The sequence below is a fragment of the Serratia marcescens genome, assembly GCF_006715005.1.
GTDB classification, from domain to species: Bacteria; Pseudomonadota; Gammaproteobacteria; order Enterobacterales; family Enterobacteriaceae; genus Serratia; species Serratia montpellierensis.
On the sequence record NZ_VFMJ01000001.1, the window covers coordinates 2416742 to 2433162 of the forward strand.

Genomic DNA, 16421 nt, shown 5'->3' on the forward strand with positions numbered 1-16421 from the left:
AGTGGCGGTCGCTATAGTCCGGCGTCCGAAAACGCCCGTTCGTCAATTTCTCGCAGCTGCTGCAGGCTGAGCCACTCCCCCTTGTCGGAGAAGAATTCCGCCGGCCGCATGCCGCCGTCACGCATCAGGCGGGCGCGGGTTTCGCCCAACACCTCCACCTGGCGCCGGTAGGGCTGCCGCTGCAGCCAATCCCGATAATTGGTTTCCGCCGGCACCTGGCCATCCATACTGGCGCGCGTGCCCGCCGGCATTTCGTCGGCATCGATACCCAGCGCTCGCCACGATTTCACCACCAGCGTTTCCACCGAGCGGCAGCAGAAATGGATCCGCCCCGGGCCGGCGCCATAAGGCACCTTGTGGCCGATGGGTTTGTTGTCCAGCGTGTAGCGCAGGCGATCGCGCACTATGCAGGTCGGCGTCGTCTTGTTATCGAGGGTTGCCAGCCATTGCTTGCAGTCGATAACGTCGGCGTTGGCCTGGGCGAATTCCGTGCGCGCTACAGCCGCCATATGGCTGACGGCGGTTTTTATCACGCTGGTTGCATTGGCCCGGCCGGTTTGCAAAACACCGTCCTGATAATTTCGTGCGCGGGTGCCACGGATCCGCCGATAAATCTGGTCTGTCGTTTCCCCCTGCAGATAACCCTGACTCACAGCGTTGCTGATGCGCTGTAATCGGTCGCTTTCCAGCTTGTCGGCCCATTCGCTTAGCAAACGCCCCTGAAACGGTCGCGCCAGCGCTGCAGCGTAAACCTGCTGCGGTGTCAGGCTGATAAGCGGGTAACGCTGTTTCACCAGGTCGGGTAGCAGAGAATCAAACAGGCTGAACTGAAAACCACCCTCGTACCCGGTAAAATCGCCCAGCTCGTCGCTCAGCGCCCCGTAAAGCCGCTGGTAAACTTGCCGGTTGATATCCCGCACTCCGGCCAGCAGTGAATCAATGCGGCGAACAGTGAAGCTCTGCGGGTCCAGGTCATCCAGCGCCATCAGCAATTTTGAAGAAAGCTCTGCGTCTGCCTGGTCGAGAATTTTCACCATTCGCCGGGCGACGCCGGTCGAATAGCGAGAGACAAACAGCGCGTGCGCGAGCGTCTCATCAAACAGGTGGCTGTTTATCGTCCTCACGTCCACCTCCAGTCAGGTCAGGCGCCTGATTGCGCAGCAAATCCTCCACCTCTTCCGGCGTCATGCTCTGGTCAATCAGGCCGATGCTCTGCTGGTAGCGGATAAAGTCGACCAGCAGCATCTGGCCGGACTGCACCATCTGCATCAGTACCGCCAGCGCCGCGGAATCCAGCGCGGAAATTTCATAGCGTTTGTTCAGCTCGATCGTAGCCTCACCGCTGCCGGCAAACATCACCGCGAACGCCAGCGCCCGGTTGATAGCCTGCTCCACGTTGCCGACGCACAGAGACAGGATGCTGTTATCGGTCTGCGCCTCGTCCGTGGCCTGCGTTGCGGTACGGGCGGAGGTATTACGCTCCACCAGCTTCGCACCCAGCATGGCCATCTGCTTTTCGCGGCGTTCGGCCACCGTCAACGGCAGATTGCGGTCTTCGGCCTGCACGATGCTGATCACGCCGTCTTTTGGCAGTAAAATTCCCTTCGTTGAACCGACTTTGACGCCACTCGATAGATATTTGTCGGCCCATTGCTGATCCAGGCCGCCTACTGCAATTGTTGGCTGCCCGGTGAGGTGAGAAATCTCGGCGATATCCGCTTCCGCCTGGTAGTGCTTAACGTTCACGTTGGCGATATCAGCCAGTGGCGGCGCATCGGGTGTGTGATCGTTGTTGCTCGAGCCAATCCATGACCACGGCAACTCCGTAAGCTGCTTGCCGGCGCTGTCTCTCAGTTCGACCAGCTTTCCCTCCATCATGCCGGCGGCGCTTTGCTGCCAACGGCGGGCATACGCCAGCCCATTAACCAGGCGCAGCTCGATCCACACCTTTTGCAGCAACAGCTCGAAATTCTGCGGGTCGTCCACGGGTTCGACGTAGTGAACCACCACCAGCGACGTCTTACCGGCGGTCACGCGCCAGTTAATGATTTCTTTGGCGGTGAACAGGCGCAGGATTGGCCGGCCAAGCCGGGCCAGCGTCTGGCTACCGGAGGCGGTGTAGTCCGTCAGGATACCGGCGCGCCCCCGCTGTAAATTCTGGCTGACTCCATCGCGGATCAGCTGTGTGAGAGGTTGCCCCTCGCCGTCGGCGTCCGCCTCCAGTTCCGCAACGCGGCCGGTAAGCGTGATTTTTACCGGCTTGTTGAAGGCGATACCCAGCAGTCCGGAGAGCGTCCGCCCGGTAGCATTGATAAATGGCGCCCGCTGCTTATACGCCTTGTAGCGAATATCCTGCGGGTCGTCGTTGATGCTGTCGCTGCTGGGGTGCGGCAGGTATTTTTTGCCGCGCTTTTTAATTTTTCGCTCACCATCAACGCAGTCACCGACGAGCTCCCACTCGGGCAGAAACTCGCGGTATGCCGGGTGGCGATAATCGATGTTTTGCGTGGACATCAGTATGCGAATCCTATGTTGAGGTTGGTCACCGGCTTGATGATCGGGAAGGTTTTGTGGATGTAGTAGCCGGCGCCGTCGTTGGGGTGGTCGTTGTCGGATTTTTTATCCGGCTCGCCGGTTTTTTCATCCCATACCTGCTGCTCGAGGCATTCGGTGTAAACCGGGCAGCGTGCCACGTTGACCTTGTAGCGCCGTTCGCCGTTGGCATTACAGAACATTGCATTCATCGCGTTGATGCGGTCTTTAACCGGCGGGTTGGCGTTATCGACTATCACGTTGAAGCCGGCATCCTGCAGCTGGGCAATATCCGTTTTGCTGGCGTTGTTCGACTTGCGGGAATCACCGGACGCATCCGGGTAGATGTAAATTTCCCGCACCTTGCGATAATCGGCGCCATCGTAGAGCCAGAAACGCTCCTTGATGATGCGGATCATGTCGGGGGTGTCGTACGCGTTGATGATTTCGTTAACCGCACACGGCAGCCCCAGGCGCAGAACGTGAACGATGCCGGCCATCTTGCCAACGTTGAAATCCATCCCGATATAAAGCGGCTCGCCGGGCTGCTCCACCTCGTCGCAGTTGTTCAAGCGGCGATCGAACTGGTGGTAAATGGTGCCGCTCGTCAGGTTGGTAAACTGCCCGCGCAGGTAGGCTTTAATAAGCTCCGGCGGATAGCTCCCCATCAGCGAGGGAATGTAGTCCGGTGGCAGGTTCTTTTCGTTGTCGAACGTCGACGCCTGCACAAGGCCGTACAGCGTCGCCAGCTCCGGCTTGTCGCGTACCTCTTTGACGAACTGGAGCCAAACGAATTTGAACCCTTCCGGCGTCGTGGTGACGTCAATCCCATTGCGTAGCCCGTCCACCTTGTAACGCATACGCGCGATGATTTTTCGCCAGGCCTTTTGTGCCTTCTCCTTTTTCATCACGTCGAGCTCGTCGATCAGCGCGTTACCGATTTTAAAACCGACGATAGTTTCCGGCTTTTCCATCGAGCGGCAGATCGTCGTTCCGCGGTACTGCCGGCCGGCGTAGAAATGCACCTCTTTGTTACTCTCGTTGATCTGGACGCGCATCCCCCAGTCGTGCGCCACTTCCTCGACCGTCGGGTAAAAAATATCGCGGATCTGCGGATAGGTCGGCGCAAAGTAGCCCTGGTTAATGCGGGGGAACTCCCACATGCCCTTGCAGATACCGCCGCACCCTACCCACGTTTTGCCTGAACCGAACCCGGCCACGTAGGCTTTGAACTTGTGCGGCATCGCCAAAAACCGGGCCTGAGGAATATTAAGCGTCGGCGCTATCATCATCCCTCCTGGCGTCTACCACGTTGATATTGATCGCCACCGGCTTCGGTGTGTCGTTGTCGTCATCGTCGGCCAGCTCTTTACCGAGCTTTTCGCACTCCAGGCGAGTCTTATCTGTTGCCGCGCGGCGAAAATCGGTATCTGCTTCAATTTTTGGCAACATCGCCTCGCTAACGGCTAGCTGGCTGAAGGTACGCAAAATCGACTCGATGCGTGCCGTGTTGCGATCCATTGCCTGTTCAGCGCCGCGGATGTTTTCGCGGAGGATTTTTTTTCGCTCTTCGTTTTCTTCATCGCGGAGCGCTTCGCCCCAGCGGCCAATGTTCGCCGCCGCAATCAGGTTGGACGCCTGCACCCGGCGCAGTTCATCCTCCAGCCCCATAGCTTCGGCATCTTCAATCACATCATCAGGAAGGAGCATCCGCCGGGCATAGCCACCATGTTTCAAAGCAGCTCGGTTGTTTGCACCGAAAGGGTTAACAGGCGGGTCTGTGCGTTTGCCACGAATCGGTTTCGTTTTTGGCTCTGGGGCTTCGCCGCCTTCTTGGATGCTCCCAGATTTGGCGCTACGTCCACCGGTACGCACCTTTGATTTTTGCGTACCGCTTTTGCGTACCTGCGTACCTTTTTGCGTACCGCTCTTTCCCTTGCGTACCCAGCCATGCTTTTTGGCGCGCTTCCTGATTGCCCCCTCACTGATGCCGTATATCTCTGCCAAGTCGCGGAGAGAAAGTTGACCGGCACAGTAATCGCGCTCGAGGCCGCTTTCTTCCGGTTGTGACATAGCATTCTCCATAAAAAAAGCCATCAGCCTGCGGGTGCGCTGGGTGCGCGGTGGGTGCAGGTAGACGGCTTTGGTGATTTTGCTTGCGCATTACACAGCAGTCTGATAAGCCTGCTCTGTGATACAAAAGCACATACGTAATCGTCATGAATTCCACCGGAGGAACTGTGAAGCTAAATGAATTTGCGCACCCCGAACCCATCCTTTCAGATGCAGAATTAGCTACGATAAAGATCGGTAGCCTGGTAAAAATTCAACTCACTGATGGAATTGGCGATAAATTTAACGAGACAATTATCGTTGAAGTAACTGGGCGGGATGAGCACTTTATTGAAGGAAAATTCATTAAACGCCAGCTTGGGCGATTTGATGATAAATCAAAGGAATTTAAATCACCTTTCGCTTTGGATACGTTTCATTTTATCAAAGAGGCTGTATTTGCTATAGAAAACGACTAGTTGGTGAACAAGCATTATCGGTGGCACTCATTGAATGCCACCGATAATGCAGATGGTGTTAGCAATCAGCATCCAGCTTCGCAACAGACCGGCAAGCGGCCATACAAGCTCGCTTCATGTCCATCTCAGCCTGACGAGCCCGATCTGTTGCTTCCCAATCGGCCCGCACATCGCCAACATGCTCTCGCAGAAGTTTGATGAAGTGGCGGCTGATATCGTTGAATTGGTTCATCTTCCCGATTTCGGCAAATGACAGCTCACGGTACCCCGTCACAGTATTGCCATCTTGCGGCTTAGCTTCGCTCATTGTTTTCTTCCGGCGGCTGCCCGCCATTGGTTCAGCGTGGCCACCTGGCCGGCGCAGATTGATAACGCTGTTTGCAGCGCCAGCGCGTGGCTGCCGATATCCCCCCAGGTATCACCCTGCAATTTTGGTTGTTCGCAGGGGGTGAACACCGATTCAGGGGGAACCAGCACGAGCGGCGCCGGCGGCTGTGGTGTCCGTTCCGCGCAGGAGGCCAAGAACAGCACCAGGAGCAGTGCGGCGGGCGCACTCGTCATTTTTAATGGCATCCTGATATTTCCTCTGGTAGTTTTCGCCCTGCTGGCGCAGCTGCTGCTCTCTCCGTTGCTGTTCGGCCATCATTGCGCGATTGCGGGCGTCATCCGCGCGCAGTGTGGTGATCAGTCCTGCCTGCTGCGCCAGCGTCTTCTGCTGTTCTGCAGCCTGCTGGCGTGCCAGGTCCAACCGGTGCGACAACAGCGAGCTGTAGCCACCCAGGCAGATTGACGCCACCAGCAGGAGCAACATTCCCCCGCCGGCCAGTTTTGAGATCCAGCCACTCATGCCAGTGCCTGGCGCGCACGCTCGAATCGTTCTTTGCGGTCTGCCAGCCCGTTATTGCCGCCGTTGATTAGCAGCGTCACCCGTTCGACGTCGCCGGCGTACTGGCCACAATTCCGCGATTTCCAGAACCAGCCGGCGGAGCGCATCGCGTACTCGTCTTTTTCCAGCAGGTCAGGCACCAACAGCAAATCGGTTTTGATGCCGGCGCTGCAGGCGCGATAATTGTCGGCGCCGGTGATCTGGATCAGGCCGCGCCCGCGGTATTTCCAACCGTCCCCCGTGGATTTGTTACCCAGGCGGCCGCCGTAGACGAGATTCGCGATCGCCGCCTGGCGGTTCACCGGCACCACCGATTCGCCGCGCTGGCGCCCAAGCATTTTGCATTGCTCCGCAGTTAGCCGCTTGCCAAAGGTCGATTGCAGACCGGCCACGCTGTAGTTGAACGATTCCGCGACCGCGGTGAAACCGGCCGACTCATGCCCTACCTGAGCAATGAACATTGCCTGCGCCACTGGCGAGGTGATGCCAAACTCGGCGAACGTCGCCTCCAGATGTGGAAACCAGCGCGCGGCCAGTCCGGCGCCAATGCCGGCCGCCTCTTTGAATTGATCCTGAGTCATGAATTATTCCTGTCGTGGGGAGCCAGTGCGGTTGCTGGCGATGCGGCGCAGCATATTTCCGAAATAGTCGACACCGGCATAGCCGATAAACATGCTGCCGAGATAGGCATAGGTGGAATCCCAGCCGATCGCAGCCAGGCAATCTTTGATGAAATACGCGACCATCGCGCACATAGCGGCGTCAATTAGTCGGCGCGTCCATCCCTGCTGGCCAACGTACGCGCTGCGCAGTAACGCCATTACCGCAGCCGTGGCCGCATAGCCGCCGCCCTCCTTGTGGGCAGCAAGCCATGTGAGCAACTGCCCCCACACATCGGGGTTTTTGTCAGGCATTTTCATGTCCTCCCCCTGTCGGGGCTGGCCCGATCGTCGGGTGATGAAAAAGAAAACCCGGCGGGTGCCGGGCTAGGGTGAATTCTCAGGTTTCGGGTATGGCTTCGGGCTGAACAGCTTCGTGTTTAGCCGCCGGCGCGCCCGCTTGTTCAGAAAGCGGATATACCTGAACTGATTAAATGTGTGTGCGGTGGCGCGGTGTGCGTTCGCCTGCAAAAAATTACCTCGGGCGCCAGCTTTGCGTCCCTTCGTGGTCATGGCGATCTTGTGATACCACTCTCCATCGAGCTCGTAAAACGTCGTTTGATGGCTACCAACGTAATCGAAATTGCTCGCCTGATACACGACGCCGAACCGGCCACAGCGTTCGTCGGCGAACGTCTGCACCCAATCCACAGCGGGATAGAGCAACTTGATGGTTTTCAGCGCATAGCTGATTGCGCGAGATTCGGTATTGCGCGGCATCCGGTCATGCACCCAGAGCCGGTTTAACTCCATGTATTCTCGGTTTCCGGTGCCGGTCACAACGCGCGCCCCGCTGCTCGGGTTCATCGCGTAGCCCCACTGCATGACGCCCACCAGATCGCGGCCGTCAAAAATACCCAGGTGCAAATAGGAGTTGTTCACTACGCGCTTGCTGTAGTGAAAATGGCTGATCACCAGGCGGGCAAGCCAAACCGGGATCGTTGCAACGTGGAGATCGTCGCATCCAAAACCGACGGTTTCGCCGGCATAGACGATCGGCGCCGGCTTTCCGCTGGCGCGTGATACAACTGCATTAACGTGATTTTTCAAGGTCTCGGCACTCCAATAGGCGGGTGTGCTCGTGACTGTTGACGCGGGCATACAGCCCCGGAAAGCGGCAACTTTCCGGGGCGCCCATCTGGAGCGGTAAATAAAAAAACCCGCGCGCGGGCGGGTTAACACAATTTTGGCAATTTATCAAATTAGCGTCGAATATGCCCTATTTTGTTGCATTTTGCAATTCCAACCGACAAATAATCTCTTCGCGACGTGACGATACCAGTTGCAGGGCTTCCACATCCATTTTCTCAGCGACCTCTTTCAGGCGCGCCCAGTGCGGCGCATATACCCGTGACCAGGTTGAACGGTCGACGCTCATCAAATTGGCCAGTGCGCTGCCGGCGTATTCCTTGTACGTCTCATTTTTGTTTTTTGCCGCTGTTTCCTGCACGGCCAGCCAGACTAACGACACCAGGCGCTTAATAATTTTTGACTGAAGGCGCTTGCCGACTTTATACGTCTGGTAGCTCTCCCACACGTACTGGCAAATTTCGGTCTGGTATTTGAACTGCAGATCGAAGCCGTAGCAGTAGCGCAGCCATGCGATTTGATGTTCGGCAAGCGTCATGACTGCGCGGCGCCACGCGCACGACGAAAAGACATGATCGTTGATCGGTGGCATTGGTCGCCTGCGGCTGCGTGTTTCGAGCGCATAAACGGCGGAATTTTCCGCATAGGCCCAGCGCTCTCCCTCCAGTTCGACCTTGTGGATACGCTGGCGCGGATAGTGATTTTTATCCGCCGGCGGGTGCTCGATAAATGCCTGGAGTTGCCCCTTAGTGCCGCCGGAGTCATCATGCAGCGCATTGGTTAACTCCAGCCGTATATATTCCAGTTGCTGTGCGTTCATCATTGCGGCACCACCAGCCCGCGGCGGGCGATTTGAATAATCGTCAGAACGATCGCGCGGTCCATCATCTGGCGCCGCTCTTCGCGTGATAGATCTTTGCCGTTATCGATCGCGGTGTGGCAACAAACGCAGAGCGCCGCGGTGGCGCAGTCGTCAGTTTTCAGCCCCATACCCTTCCCCTCGTTCCGGTGCGCGACCTGGGTTCCCCAGTTTCCACACAACACGCATTGTTCGATTTGCCCGACGGCCGCCAACCATTTTTTGCTGCGGTAAATTTTCATCGTCTCACCCCGCAAAATTCATCAGCTGCGCCGCGGCGTTCTCGGCCTCCTCATGGGAGCGAAACGGCTTGTGCAGGATCCAGCGCCATAAAACATCGAGTGCAGCTTTGTACAGCTGATGGAACTCGGTTTCGTCCATGTTGGCGAACGCGATGCTGCGGGGGTGTTTGCGGAGAGTGCCGTCGGGGAGTTGGATCGCGTCATAGTGACCGGCTTCAACCGTCACCCACGCGCGATAGGCGTCAAATGATTTGCAGGCGCTAATGCTGCCGGCGCGCCGATCGGCGACGCGCTCAAGATACTGCTCGGCGGCATCTAGCAGCGCCGATTCATTGCCGCCGAACGTAGCCAGGAATCTGGCGTAGCCGGTAACCAGTTTGCGCTCGTTCGTGGAGATAGCACCGCCGGTAGGCTCCCAGTATTCGAATCCCAGATTGAGAAGCGCGAAAAATCGACGGTGAAACGCCGGGTTGCGCACCTTTTTAAAATCGGCCACCAGCACGGCGCCGAGCTTGCAATTGTTTTGCAGAAATTCGCTGGTCTCGGGCGTGGCCGGGATCAGTATTCCTGATGACTGCTTGATGAGTTGTAACTGCGCCATGTTGTCTCCTGTGGCGCAGCAGGCACGGGGTGTTCAGGCCCGTTAAGTGAGTCTATCAGAATTTATCTTGCGAAGACCGGCCCGCTCTAAAATTTGCGTTATCAGCTTTGGCGTGCCGACGATGTCTTCTGGCTGTAGCGGCATGAAGGAGAGCTGATCGCCCCGTCGGTACATCAACGCCCGCTCGCAAACGGGGAAATTTTTGAATCTGGCAACCACTGCATCATCCATGCAGCGCACGACTTTGTACCCTCCTGGGGGCGTGTTTTGTAATCCGGTCACCTCAACCTCCTTTGCTGTGTGTAATTTGGCTTAGTAACGCTTTGTTTTTTATTGATTACTAATTCTGCTCTCACAGCCTAACGCCAAAATACTGTTTATTTGTACAGTATAATTATGGTTAGAATAATTTGAGTTTGCAAGCAAAGAAAAGGCCCTTTGCGGGCCTTGATGTGCTACAGGACGAAATTCAATCATTTTCTTTTGAATTTAGACCGTTAGCGCCGTCAGTCGTGCGTTGGTTCCAAAGGTCTACAGCATCGTCATGATACCCATTCGGACCACGGGCGCCGCACGACAAGCAGAGGACTTGCCATCCGAGAAGATTGCAGCGGTGCTGCAGCTGCACGTTCCCATTTCCATGCACACCGCAGAACGGGCATGGCTTCAGTTCACTTTTCATCACGCAACTCCGCATATCTGATCCGCCCGTAGTACATGCCTGAGCGAAAGCGATAATGTTTGCTCTGCTGCCACATGTCGCATTCTGTGGTAATTTCTACCCCGCGCACCAGGCGCGGTCTGCGGTTAGCCATGCTGGAACTCCTCATCGCCGTCTACCGGCAACCATTCGATGCCATTAAAATATTCAGTAGCCGCCATTGCCGTTGAGCTGTATTGCTTTGAGCCAGGCTCTGAAACAATGTACGTTCCAATTTCTTCATCGAAATAGCGCAGGCTCCCTGGCTTGAAGTTTTGATTACCCACGCTCCACCTCCCTAGCGCTGACCTGCTTGAACTCGATAACCCACACCCAGGGATTGGCGGCCCAGCTCTCTTCGCCATAAATGGATTGCCAGAGGCGCTGGAATGCAACTTTGGCTGTAGCAAAGTCGCCCTTTGGCGTCAGGAATGTGTCTGGGTAATCCGGCAGCATGTCGCCAGCCGGTTTTACGCCTTCAGCCTTGGCATCCTCTTCGCTGATATCGTTCAGCCGCTCAACGCGCACGGCGGTGATTTTCAGCAGGATGCGACAGGCTTTACGTGGCATGTGAAGTGAAGGCGTCCACTTCAGCCCATACTCTTTGCGGACTTCATCGCCATAACTTCCAGCCGGGGTGTCGGCGCGATATGCGAACCCTTCAAATTTACCGGTAGTGGCTTCAATGCCTGTGCCGGTTAAGTCCATGAACGTCTCGCGCACCCACAACCGATCGCCTACCTGGCCGAATGGGCATAAACCATGCCCTGGTGCATCCATGACATGCGTGAAAATCCCGTCTTTGGTTTTGGTCGGCTTCTGCAGTGGAATACAGTTATCTGATCCGACATTGGCAATAACCCGCCGCGTTTGTGTCTTGCGGCCGTCGAGAATGGCGCGAACCATCTCGCCGTTGAAAATCACTGGGCGCTCTTTCATTTGGCCACCGGCAGATTTGCTGCGCACTGCAACAACCTGATTCTTGTCAATCATGTCGATGCCCTCCCGCGCAGGTTGGCCAGCGCCTGATCAAACATCTTGTGGACGTTGCAGAACTGCAGCTCCTTCGGGTGGAAATGCCACAGCGTTTTATCCGGCGTGCCGGTACGGGGATTCGCGCGATAATTCACCTCGGCGCGCTCAACAAATTTGTCGGACACGCTTGTCAGCTTGTAGAGCGCCCTCGGCCCGCAGCCCTTCTTTGTGATTTTTACGTCCGGCGATCTGATCATCGACCGCAGCCTGAGCGCCAGCTCCTGCCGCGTCATCGTGTTTGCCGGGTGCGCGGCCTTGACCGCCTCCCAAATTTCAGTGGTGCTCATTTCTTTGCCGAGGATGATATCCACGAGCTGCTTTGCGGTTACTCTGTTACTCATTGGTTTATGCTCCGATTACTTGATCACCCGCAGGTGGCTTACATTTTTTCGATAGCTTCCCCAGGTGAATTCCACCCAGACCCCGCCATCCATCGTTAATCTGTCCATGACTCTTGCGCCTAAAACATCTGTTAACTCCCTCGAACTCAGGTTGGTTAAAATTCCCACCGGCTTTAACGACGACAGCCGGCGATCGATAATCTGATTCAAAATCACCCACTCGCCGCGTGTTTCGCGCTGCACGCCGACTTCGTCGAGAACGAGCAGATCGACCTTACACAGGTCGTCGAGTAATGCCCCTTCGGACTCTCCGCCGTCGTAACAGCGCCGAACACGCAGCATCAGGTCGGGGATGGTAACCACCAGCACCGTGTGATTCTTCGCCAGCAGATGGTTACCGATCGCGGCGGCCAGATGGTTTTTTCCGGTACCGCATCCGCCACTGAAGACGAAACAGCCAAACCCCATGCCGAAATTTTGCGCATAGCTTTTGGCCTTGCTCAGGGCGTGGCGCTGCCCGTCATTGCTCACCTGGTAATTTGCGAACGTGCAGTTGCGGTGCAAGTCGCAGATCCCCGAGCGTCCGAAAATCCGCTCTGCGCGGGCGCGTTGGTTCGCCTTCTCAAGCTCGGCGCTGCGCTTCTCCCCTTCCGTACGATGCCAGGCAAGCAGCTCTTCAGCGGTGTTGAACTTCGGCTTTATGCCCGGCGGCATGATGCGCTGCAGCCTGCTGATCAGTGACTCTGGTGTTTTCATGTTTCACCTCTTGGTCAGTTAAATCCCGGCGGTTTTTCGCCGTATTCGCCCGAAGGCTCGAAACGTCCCCGGCGGGGGTGGCGCTCCTTGCCGGTCGGCGCATTCCTACGCTCGTGCAATACGCTGTCGGCAAATTTTTTCTCCCACTGCACCTGGTGATACCGCCGCCCCTCTGGCTGCCAGTACGCAACGAAGCCCGCCAGTTCGCCAGGGGTATATCCCGGCGCTGGCCCGTCCAAAGCACGATTCCACAGTGCCGCCCGCTGCTGGAAATCAGGCGACGGCTGCCAGTCGGCGGTCATCGGGAATTTATCGTTGGGTTCATCCAACCAATTTTCATCCTCGAACGCCGGCGGCGCCGATTCCTCTGTCGGCGAATCATTCGCGCCTGCGCGATCTAAGAGAGTGGTTTTATCTTTTAGATCTTTATCTTTATCTTTATCTTTATCTGTCGTGACATTGCGTGACGCGTCGTGACAGGCTTCTTTTTCTTTGGCTAAACGCTGACGTTCACGCTGCTCGTTTTTTCCGCTCTCTGGCAGACTTGGCGCCGGTTTCAGGGTTTCCAGAGTCCTCGCGTTTAACCTGCCTTTTTGCCCAGCCAGTGAGATTTTTTCCGTCCAAAACTCGGCCCTGCATGGCCTCTAAAATCTGCTCAATGTCACGCTCGGTCACATCAAGCGCACTTGCTAAATCTTCGTGCGTGACATCTGCGTGACCTCGCGTGACACCTTGTGACGCACTGACTAACAGGTGCAAATATGTCGCCTGTACAAGCGCAACCGGCTGACCGGATAACCTGGCTATCGTTCGCCATTTGGGGTCGTTCGGCATATCGTGCCAAAGCCGTAACCATGAATTAGCCATCTGAACTACCTTTGTTTTGCCGAATCTGCGTTACTACTATCACCAGCGCCCCATACGGCGCCCAGGTACATGCGGACGATCCGGCTTGCCCTTCACCCGCTTTAGCGGCTTTGCGTACGTCTTTGCGATTGCGATGCTGCTGGCGATCGTCGCGTTCGGCCTGGATAGGTAATGATCGGCGCCACGGCCGGCAGCCGAGCGCGCCACGTCGTCGGGAATTCCTTCGCGCACCAGTTGGGCGCGGATCTGCGTTTCGATCTGTGTTCTTGAAAAATTGGCCATTGGTTTATGCTCCGGTTATTACATGCAGCCGCTGAACATCGCCGCGGCGCTGGCCATAACGGCCGCCCATCTGTCCGGTGGCGCCAGGCGCACCAGCGACTCGATACCCTCGCGGATCTCTTTCTCCAGCTCGCGCAGCGGTGCGCCGAGCAATGCCGCCTGTTTGGCGTCCGCGCATTCTTTGATGGCGTCGGCCACCAGCTCGAGCTTGGTTTTCCCCTGCTTCAATCCGTATTTTCTGGCGATCTCGATCGGCATCACGTCAGCGATCACCGGCGCCAGCTGCAGGACATAGCCAGCGTATTTCTCTGTACGGTTCGGGTTGTCTAACCAGCGGAAGATGTTCTGTCGGTTGTTGCGCTCAATGTCGCCCAGTTGGAGGCCTTTTCCGCCACGCCGGAACCATTCATCGGTGACCAGCTTGGCGATGGTCTCCTGCGCCCGGCCCGGCAGCGTGCTCTGCCATTCCTCAACAGCTTGGCGGACGGCATCAGGTTTTACTGTTCGGCGTCGGGCTGAAGACTGATTCCCTGAACTCAGCCGCTGGCCACCTGCCCTGATAACATCTTGAAATGTTAATGACATGGTTAAGCCTCGTTTTGGGGTAACCCATCAGTCGGGTTTGGGTAAAGGTCAGGGCGCAGTTCGTGGGGGGTCACGCCTGTAACATTAAAAATTGGGAACACTCGATCAGCTGGGACAAGCCCTTTATAACGATTCTTCCAATGGCTAATCGTCATGGACGAAATCCCAAGCTGACTCGCCAATTTGGTAGCGCTGCCTGCTGCACAAATGGCTTTTTCTAAAGCACTCATAGGTATCTCCATAGGTTTGACATGCCAAATTAAACATATTGTTTATTTAAATGTCAACATAATGAGCATTCATGGAAATAAACTTTTGGTTTAAGATTAGGGAATGAAAGGAAAAAACCACCAGATTGAGCACCCTCAGATAAGGCGCTTAAATGAACTTATGACGCTGAAAGGTATCTCCAAGGCGGAGATGGCCAGGATAGCTGGCGTGAGTCCACAATCGGTTAACAATTGGTTTTTACGAGGGACGGTTGGGAAAAACTCAGCGTTAAAACTATCCGAAGCCCTTGGCGTTTCTGTTGCTTGGCTGCTTGGCGAGGATGTCGATGAAAATACCGGCCTTGCTCCCAATGAGGTTCAGATGCTTGAGCTATTCCGCCAACTTCCACCGGCAGAACAAGAGCGCATGATCGACCTCTTCCAACTGCGGCTGAAAGAGATCGATGATTACGTTGAGAAGTACCTTCGCGGGCGGTATAAGCCGGTTGGAGAATAATACATGGCAACAGACTTAGTATGCTTTGCATACCCTTCGTTGTTACGCCCGGGAATGAGGGCAGGTGGAATTTATCAGCCAGAGCCATTGATTGCTGACGTAATCACAGGGGATAAATACACCTTGATAGTTACGGCTGGTTTAGCGCTAACCGTTGGAAAACAAATAACTACTGAGATTGATATCTTGTTCGAAAATTCATCAGTCATAATCGATGAGCACAGTAATGCAAATGGTTATTTGGAAAATCCTTTTTCAGAGGTAACTGATGATTTTAAAGTGGTTTATCTCTCGTCTATGTTTGTCAAAAACGTAACTTTCCCCAGGCATGGTTGTTACACCATAAGGGTAAGCCTTTACATGACTAACGCTGAGGGTGATAAAATTTCCCCTCCAATAGACCAGCTTGATACCTACTTTTACGTTTCTTCAGTCAGCGGGAGGCGAGATGGGGCAGCTTTATAACTTTCCAAATCAATCTCCACCAATTGAAAATCACTCTGAACCCCCGCATACTACAAAACATAGCGATGGCAATGGTGGGGGTAGCGATATGCTTGAACGGGTAAAAAAACTTGAAGAAAAAATGTCTTCAATAGCCGTCGATGTTGCTATTTTGAAAGATAAAGTTGCGACCAAGGAAGACATACAATCCAACAAGGTTGAACTCCACAAAGAGCTCAACGCTCAGACTTGGAAGATAGTTGTCGCCTTAGTAGTTGCAGTTACCTTAGCTGTTCTATCAAAATATTTCATAAAATAACCCCATAAACATCGATCACCCGGCCACCGCGCCGGATTTTACGACACTAAACCGGCCCCGAGCCGGTTTTTTTTGTGCCTGCAATCTACTAGCCCCATCAAATAAACATTATGTTTAATTTCATCAACTCGAAAAGTTGACACAAGAATAAACATTGTGTTTAATACATCCATCGCAGCAACGAGTCATCAAGGCAGGACGCCCACGAAGTAGCCGCCACCGGCGCATGAAAAGGTGGATGAGATGACAGAGACAGGCGCGCAGCAGGTACGACGTTCTGACGCCGGGAAAGACCGGGGACGGCTGGAGAGACAGCGGGCATAACCAATAATCAAGCTGAGGATTAACCAATGATCAGCACCACTATTCCACATAGCGGAAAAGCGACACGATTCCGTAATAAGCGCACCGGCGCGGCATGGGTGGCACATTACGATATTCATTGCCAAGTATACCGGTTCGAGCCAACGGGTAACCTGCGGGCAATAAAAATGCCGTTTGAGTCACGTGGCATTCCTGAATATTTCGAGCCTGCTGGCACGCACTGACATTTAAATTAGCAACACCCTATCTGCTGAATTAATCAGCCACGGGATCCCATTACCTAAAAACGGAGCATACCAATGAGCAAGACTATTATTTTCAAATTGGCGCAAGTCAGCAATAACGTGGCAAAAGTATTTTCAAATGGTGAAGTCGCTGGATATATCGCACTCCCGGAAAATGAGCACCAGAATCAACGCCCTTTCGCTATCACCCATAATGGCAAAGATATTGGCTACGAGCATTGCGAAGTTTGCGCGATTGAAGCTGTTGTCCGCCGCTTCGAGCGCATCGCGCTTGGGGTTGAGGTGCACCTCATCACGCCTAAAGAACCAGTCAGCTCTATAAAAATCAACGTGGTATCGATTCATTAATTGCTGTGTGTAGTTTCCCCGCCGTCGCTGGCGGGGCTTTTTAGAATATT

29 protein-coding genes and 1 pseudogene are annotated in these 16421 nt (G+C 55.0%); 6 read left to right on the forward strand and 24 right to left on the reverse strand.

Features of this window, described 5'->3' with window-relative positions; translation table 11 throughout:
- Positions 1–11: 11 nt before the first annotated feature.
- The 4 genes from FHU12_RS11575 to FHU12_RS27400 are packed head-to-tail and all read right to left on the reverse strand — an operon-like array spanning position 12 to position 4605.
- Positions 12–1124 carry a phage minor head protein gene (locus FHU12_RS11575; RefSeq protein WP_141969448.1) on the reverse strand — a complete coding sequence of 371 codons (1113 nt, stop codon included), beginning with the start codon at positions 1122–1124 and terminating at the stop codon, positions 12–14.
- The gene (locus FHU12_RS11580) at positions 1096–2514 is read right to left on the reverse strand and encodes a DUF4055 domain-containing protein (RefSeq protein WP_141969450.1); all 1419 of its coding nucleotides are present in this window, start codon (positions 2512–2514) and stop codon (positions 1096–1098) included. Before FHU12_RS11580 ends, FHU12_RS11575 begins: the two co-directional genes overlap by 29 nt.
- Positions 2514–3824: a terminase large subunit domain-containing protein gene (locus FHU12_RS11585; RefSeq protein ID WP_049273117.1), complete on the reverse strand. Its 1311-nt coding sequence runs from the start codon at positions 3822–3824 to the stop codon at positions 2514–2516. Before FHU12_RS11585 ends, FHU12_RS11580 begins: the two co-directional genes overlap by 1 nt.
- Complete coding sequence (locus FHU12_RS27400) at positions 3802–4605, reverse strand: hypothetical protein (protein ID WP_260440722.1); 804 nt, start codon at positions 4603–4605, stop codon at positions 3802–3804. Before FHU12_RS27400 ends, FHU12_RS11585 begins: the two co-directional genes overlap by 23 nt.
- A 167-nt stretch (positions 4606–4772) precedes the next feature.
- Here FHU12_RS27400 and FHU12_RS11595 point away from each other — a divergent pair, with 167 nt between their 5' ends.
- On the forward strand, positions 4773–5063 hold the full coding sequence (locus FHU12_RS11595; RefSeq protein ID WP_260440723.1) for a hypothetical protein: 291 nt from the start codon (positions 4773–4775) through the stop codon (positions 5061–5063).
- 58 nt (positions 5064–5121) lie between these two features.
- Here FHU12_RS11595 and FHU12_RS11600 read toward each other — a convergent pair whose 3' ends face one another.
- The 20 genes and pseudogenes from FHU12_RS11600 to FHU12_RS11685 all read right to left on the reverse strand — a co-directional run bounded on the left by FHU12_RS11600 (position 5122) and on the right by FHU12_RS11685 (position 14195).
- Positions 5122–5370 carry an Acb2/Tad1 domain-containing protein gene (locus FHU12_RS11600; protein WP_141969453.1) on the reverse strand — a complete coding sequence of 83 codons (249 nt, stop codon included), beginning with the start codon at positions 5368–5370 and terminating at the stop codon, positions 5122–5124.
- Entirely contained in the window at positions 5367–5540 is a 174-nt protein-coding gene (gene lysC / locus FHU12_RS27135; protein ID WP_185742302.1) for an Rz1-like lysis system protein LysC, read from the reverse strand. The genes FHU12_RS11600 and lysC overlap by 4 nt, the downstream gene beginning before the upstream one ends.
- Complete coding sequence (locus FHU12_RS11605) at positions 5524–5910, reverse strand: DUF2570 family protein (RefSeq protein ID WP_141969455.1); 387 nt, start codon at positions 5908–5910, stop codon at positions 5524–5526. Before FHU12_RS11605 ends, lysC begins: the two co-directional genes overlap by 17 nt.
- On the reverse strand, positions 5907–6530 hold the full coding sequence (locus FHU12_RS11610) for a glycoside hydrolase family 19 protein (RefSeq protein ID WP_049234535.1): 624 nt from the start codon (positions 6528–6530) through the stop codon (positions 5907–5909). Before FHU12_RS11610 ends, FHU12_RS11605 begins: the two co-directional genes overlap by 4 nt.
- A gap of 3 nt (positions 6531–6533) precedes the next feature.
- On the reverse strand, positions 6534–6869 hold the full coding sequence (locus FHU12_RS11615) for a phage holin, lambda family (protein ID WP_141969457.1): 336 nt from the start codon (positions 6867–6869) through the stop codon (positions 6534–6536).
- A 66-nt stretch (positions 6870–6935) separates the two neighbouring features.
- On the reverse strand, positions 6936–7658 hold the full coding sequence (locus FHU12_RS11620) for a Mom family adenine methylcarbamoylation protein (RefSeq protein ID WP_141969459.1): 723 nt from the start codon (positions 7656–7658) through the stop codon (positions 6936–6938).
- 169 nt (positions 7659–7827) lie between these two features.
- Positions 7828–8517: a bacteriophage antitermination protein Q gene (locus FHU12_RS11625; RefSeq protein WP_141972967.1), complete on the reverse strand. Its 690-nt coding sequence runs from the start codon at positions 8515–8517 to the stop codon at positions 7828–7830.
- Entirely contained in the window at positions 8517–8798 is a 282-nt protein-coding gene (locus tag FHU12_RS11630) for a DUF1364 family protein (protein ID WP_049194162.1), read from the reverse strand. The genes FHU12_RS11625 and FHU12_RS11630 overlap by 1 nt, the downstream gene beginning before the upstream one ends.
- Positions 8799–8802: 4 nt before the next feature.
- Positions 8803–9399, reverse strand: coding sequence for a DUF1367 family protein (locus FHU12_RS11635; RefSeq protein ID WP_141969461.1), 597 nt, complete (start codon positions 9397–9399; stop codon positions 8803–8805).
- Between the two features lie 42 nt (positions 9400–9441).
- The gene (locus tag FHU12_RS11640; protein WP_141969463.1) at positions 9442–9681 is read right to left on the reverse strand and encodes a hypothetical protein; all 240 of its coding nucleotides are present in this window, start codon (positions 9679–9681) and stop codon (positions 9442–9444) included.
- 187 nt (positions 9682–9868) lie between these two features.
- Entirely contained in the window at positions 9869–10096 is a 228-nt protein-coding gene (locus tag FHU12_RS27565; RefSeq protein WP_141969465.1) for a Lar family restriction alleviation protein, read from the reverse strand.
- Complete coding sequence (locus FHU12_RS27140) at positions 10071–10214, reverse strand: hypothetical protein (RefSeq protein ID WP_158234572.1); 144 nt, start codon at positions 10212–10214, stop codon at positions 10071–10073. The genes FHU12_RS27565 and FHU12_RS27140 overlap by 26 nt, the downstream gene beginning before the upstream one ends.
- Positions 10207–10386: a hypothetical protein gene (locus FHU12_RS11650; protein WP_099782618.1), complete on the reverse strand. Its 180-nt coding sequence runs from the start codon at positions 10384–10386 to the stop codon at positions 10207–10209. The genes FHU12_RS27140 and FHU12_RS11650 overlap by 8 nt, the downstream gene beginning before the upstream one ends.
- Positions 10379–11092, reverse strand: coding sequence for an ASCH domain-containing protein (locus tag FHU12_RS11655; RefSeq protein ID WP_376698846.1), 714 nt, complete (start codon positions 11090–11092; stop codon positions 10379–10381). Before FHU12_RS11655 ends, FHU12_RS11650 begins: the two co-directional genes overlap by 8 nt.
- Positions 11089–11475 carry a hypothetical protein gene (locus FHU12_RS11660; RefSeq protein ID WP_141969467.1) on the reverse strand — a complete coding sequence of 129 codons (387 nt, stop codon included), beginning with the start codon at positions 11473–11475 and terminating at the stop codon, positions 11089–11091. Before FHU12_RS11660 ends, FHU12_RS11655 begins: the two co-directional genes overlap by 4 nt.
- Before the next feature lie 15 nt (positions 11476–11490).
- Positions 11491–12231 (reverse strand): ATP-binding protein, encoded by a 741-nt coding sequence (locus tag FHU12_RS11665; protein ID WP_141969469.1) that lies wholly within the window; start codon positions 12229–12231, stop codon positions 11491–11493.
- Positions 12232–12338: 107 nt separating this feature from the next.
- Positions 12339–13098: pseudogene (locus tag FHU12_RS27145) on the reverse strand (DnaT-like ssDNA-binding domain-containing protein); the annotation flags it as partial.
- A gap of 39 nt (positions 13099–13137) precedes the next feature.
- The gene (locus tag FHU12_RS11675) at positions 13138–13380 is read right to left on the reverse strand and encodes a cell envelope biogenesis protein OmpA (RefSeq protein ID WP_141969473.1); all 243 of its coding nucleotides are present in this window, start codon (positions 13378–13380) and stop codon (positions 13138–13140) included.
- A gap of 18 nt (positions 13381–13398) precedes the next feature.
- Positions 13399–13965, reverse strand: coding sequence for a toxin YdaT family protein (locus tag FHU12_RS11680; protein ID WP_141969475.1), 567 nt, complete (start codon positions 13963–13965; stop codon positions 13399–13401).
- 2 nt (positions 13966–13967) lie between these two features.
- Entirely contained in the window at positions 13968–14195 is a 228-nt protein-coding gene (locus FHU12_RS11685) for a transcriptional regulator (protein WP_141969477.1), read from the reverse strand.
- 103 nt (positions 14196–14298) lie between these two features.
- Here FHU12_RS11685 and FHU12_RS11690 point away from each other — a divergent pair, with 103 nt between their 5' ends.
- The 5 genes from FHU12_RS11690 to FHU12_RS11710 all read left to right on the forward strand — a co-directional run bounded on the left by FHU12_RS11690 (position 14299) and on the right by FHU12_RS11710 (position 16371).
- The gene (locus tag FHU12_RS11690; protein ID WP_141969479.1) at positions 14299–14691 is read left to right on the forward strand and encodes a helix-turn-helix domain-containing protein; all 393 of its coding nucleotides are present in this window, start codon (positions 14299–14301) and stop codon (positions 14689–14691) included.
- Positions 14692–14694: 3 nt separating this feature from the next.
- Positions 14695–15156: a hypothetical protein gene (locus tag FHU12_RS11695; RefSeq protein ID WP_141969481.1), complete on the forward strand. Its 462-nt coding sequence runs from the start codon at positions 14695–14697 to the stop codon at positions 15154–15156.
- A complete protein-coding gene (locus tag FHU12_RS11700; protein WP_260440724.1) occupies positions 15140–15454 on the forward strand; it encodes a hypothetical protein in 315 nt (104 codons plus the stop codon). The genes FHU12_RS11695 and FHU12_RS11700 overlap by 17 nt, the downstream gene beginning before the upstream one ends.
- Positions 15455–15804: 350 nt before the next feature.
- Positions 15805–16002, forward strand: coding sequence for a hypothetical protein (locus FHU12_RS11705; protein ID WP_080346927.1), 198 nt, complete (start codon positions 15805–15807; stop codon positions 16000–16002).
- 75 nt (positions 16003–16077) lie between these two features.
- Positions 16078–16371, forward strand: coding sequence for a hypothetical protein (locus tag FHU12_RS11710; RefSeq protein WP_141969484.1), 294 nt, complete (start codon positions 16078–16080; stop codon positions 16369–16371).
- Positions 16372–16421: the final 50 nt, after the last annotated feature.

Bases quoted from the DNA above. Each gene is read 5' to 3' on its own strand.
- FHU12_RS11710 (WP_141969484.1), top strand. From the start codon at position 16,078: ATGAGCAAGACTATTATTTTCAAATTGGCGCAAGTCAGCAATAACGTG.
- FHU12_RS11675 (WP_141969473.1), bottom strand. From the start codon at position 13,380: ATGGCCAATTTTTCAAGAACACAGATCGAAACGCAGATCCGCGCCCAA.
- FHU12_RS11705 (WP_080346927.1), top strand. From the start codon at position 15,805: ATGATCAGCACCACTATTCCACATAGCGGAAAAGCGACACGATTCCGT.
- FHU12_RS11655 (WP_376698846.1), bottom strand. From the start codon at position 11,092: ATGATTGACAAGAATCAGGTTGTTGCAGTGCGCAGCAAATCTGCCGGT.
- FHU12_RS11610 (WP_049234535.1), bottom strand. From the start codon at position 6,530: ATGACTCAGGATCAATTCAAAGAGGCGGCCGGCATTGGCGCCGGACTG.
- FHU12_RS11630 (WP_049194162.1), bottom strand. From the start codon at position 8,798: ATGAAAATTTACCGCAGCAAAAAATGGTTGGCGGCCGTCGGGCAAATC.
- FHU12_RS11580 (WP_141969450.1), bottom strand. From the start codon at position 2,514: ATGTCCACGCAAAACATCGATTATCGCCACCCGGCATACCGCGAGTTT.
- FHU12_RS11700 (WP_260440724.1), top strand. From the start codon at position 15,140: ATGGGGCAGCTTTATAACTTTCCAAATCAATCTCCACCAATTGAAAAT.
- FHU12_RS11585 (WP_049273117.1), bottom strand. From the start codon at position 3,824: ATGATGATAGCGCCGACGCTTAATATTCCTCAGGCCCGGTTTTTGGCG.
- FHU12_RS11680 (WP_141969475.1), bottom strand. From the start codon at position 13,965: ATGTCATTAACATTTCAAGATGTTATCAGGGCAGGTGGCCAGCGGCTG.
- FHU12_RS11635 (WP_141969461.1), bottom strand. From the start codon at position 9,399: ATGGCGCAGTTACAACTCATCAAGCAGTCATCAGGAATACTGATCCCG.
- FHU12_RS11695 (WP_141969481.1), top strand. From the start codon at position 14,695: ATGGCAACAGACTTAGTATGCTTTGCATACCCTTCGTTGTTACGCCCG.
- FHU12_RS11660 (WP_141969467.1), bottom strand. From the start codon at position 11,475: ATGAGTAACAGAGTAACCGCAAAGCAGCTCGTGGATATCATCCTCGGC.
- FHU12_RS27565 (WP_141969465.1), bottom strand. From the start codon at position 10,096: ATGCGGAGTTGCGTGATGAAAAGTGAACTGAAGCCATGCCCGTTCTGC.
- FHU12_RS11600 (WP_141969453.1), bottom strand. From the start codon at position 5,370: ATGAGCGAAGCTAAGCCGCAAGATGGCAATACTGTGACGGGGTACCGT.
- FHU12_RS11605 (WP_141969455.1), bottom strand. From the start codon at position 5,910: ATGAGTGGCTGGATCTCAAAACTGGCCGGCGGGGGAATGTTGCTCCTG.
- FHU12_RS27140 (WP_158234572.1), bottom strand. From the start codon at position 10,214: ATGGCTAACCGCAGACCGCGCCTGGTGCGCGGGGTAGAAATTACCACA.
- FHU12_RS11665 (WP_141969469.1), bottom strand. From the start codon at position 12,231: ATGAAAACACCAGAGTCACTGATCAGCAGGCTGCAGCGCATCATGCCG.
- FHU12_RS11685 (WP_141969477.1), bottom strand. From the start codon at position 14,195: ATGAGTGCTTTAGAAAAAGCCATTTGTGCAGCAGGCAGCGCTACCAAA.
- FHU12_RS11625 (WP_141972967.1), bottom strand. From the start codon at position 8,517: ATGAACGCACAGCAACTGGAATATATACGGCTGGAGTTAACCAATGCG.
- FHU12_RS11690 (WP_141969479.1), top strand. From the start codon at position 14,299: ATGAAAGGAAAAAACCACCAGATTGAGCACCCTCAGATAAGGCGCTTA.
- FHU12_RS11615 (WP_141969457.1), bottom strand. From the start codon at position 6,869: ATGAAAATGCCTGACAAAAACCCCGATGTGTGGGGGCAGTTGCTCACA.
- FHU12_RS27400 (WP_260440722.1), bottom strand. From the start codon at position 4,605: ATGTCACAACCGGAAGAAAGCGGCCTCGAGCGCGATTACTGTGCCGGT.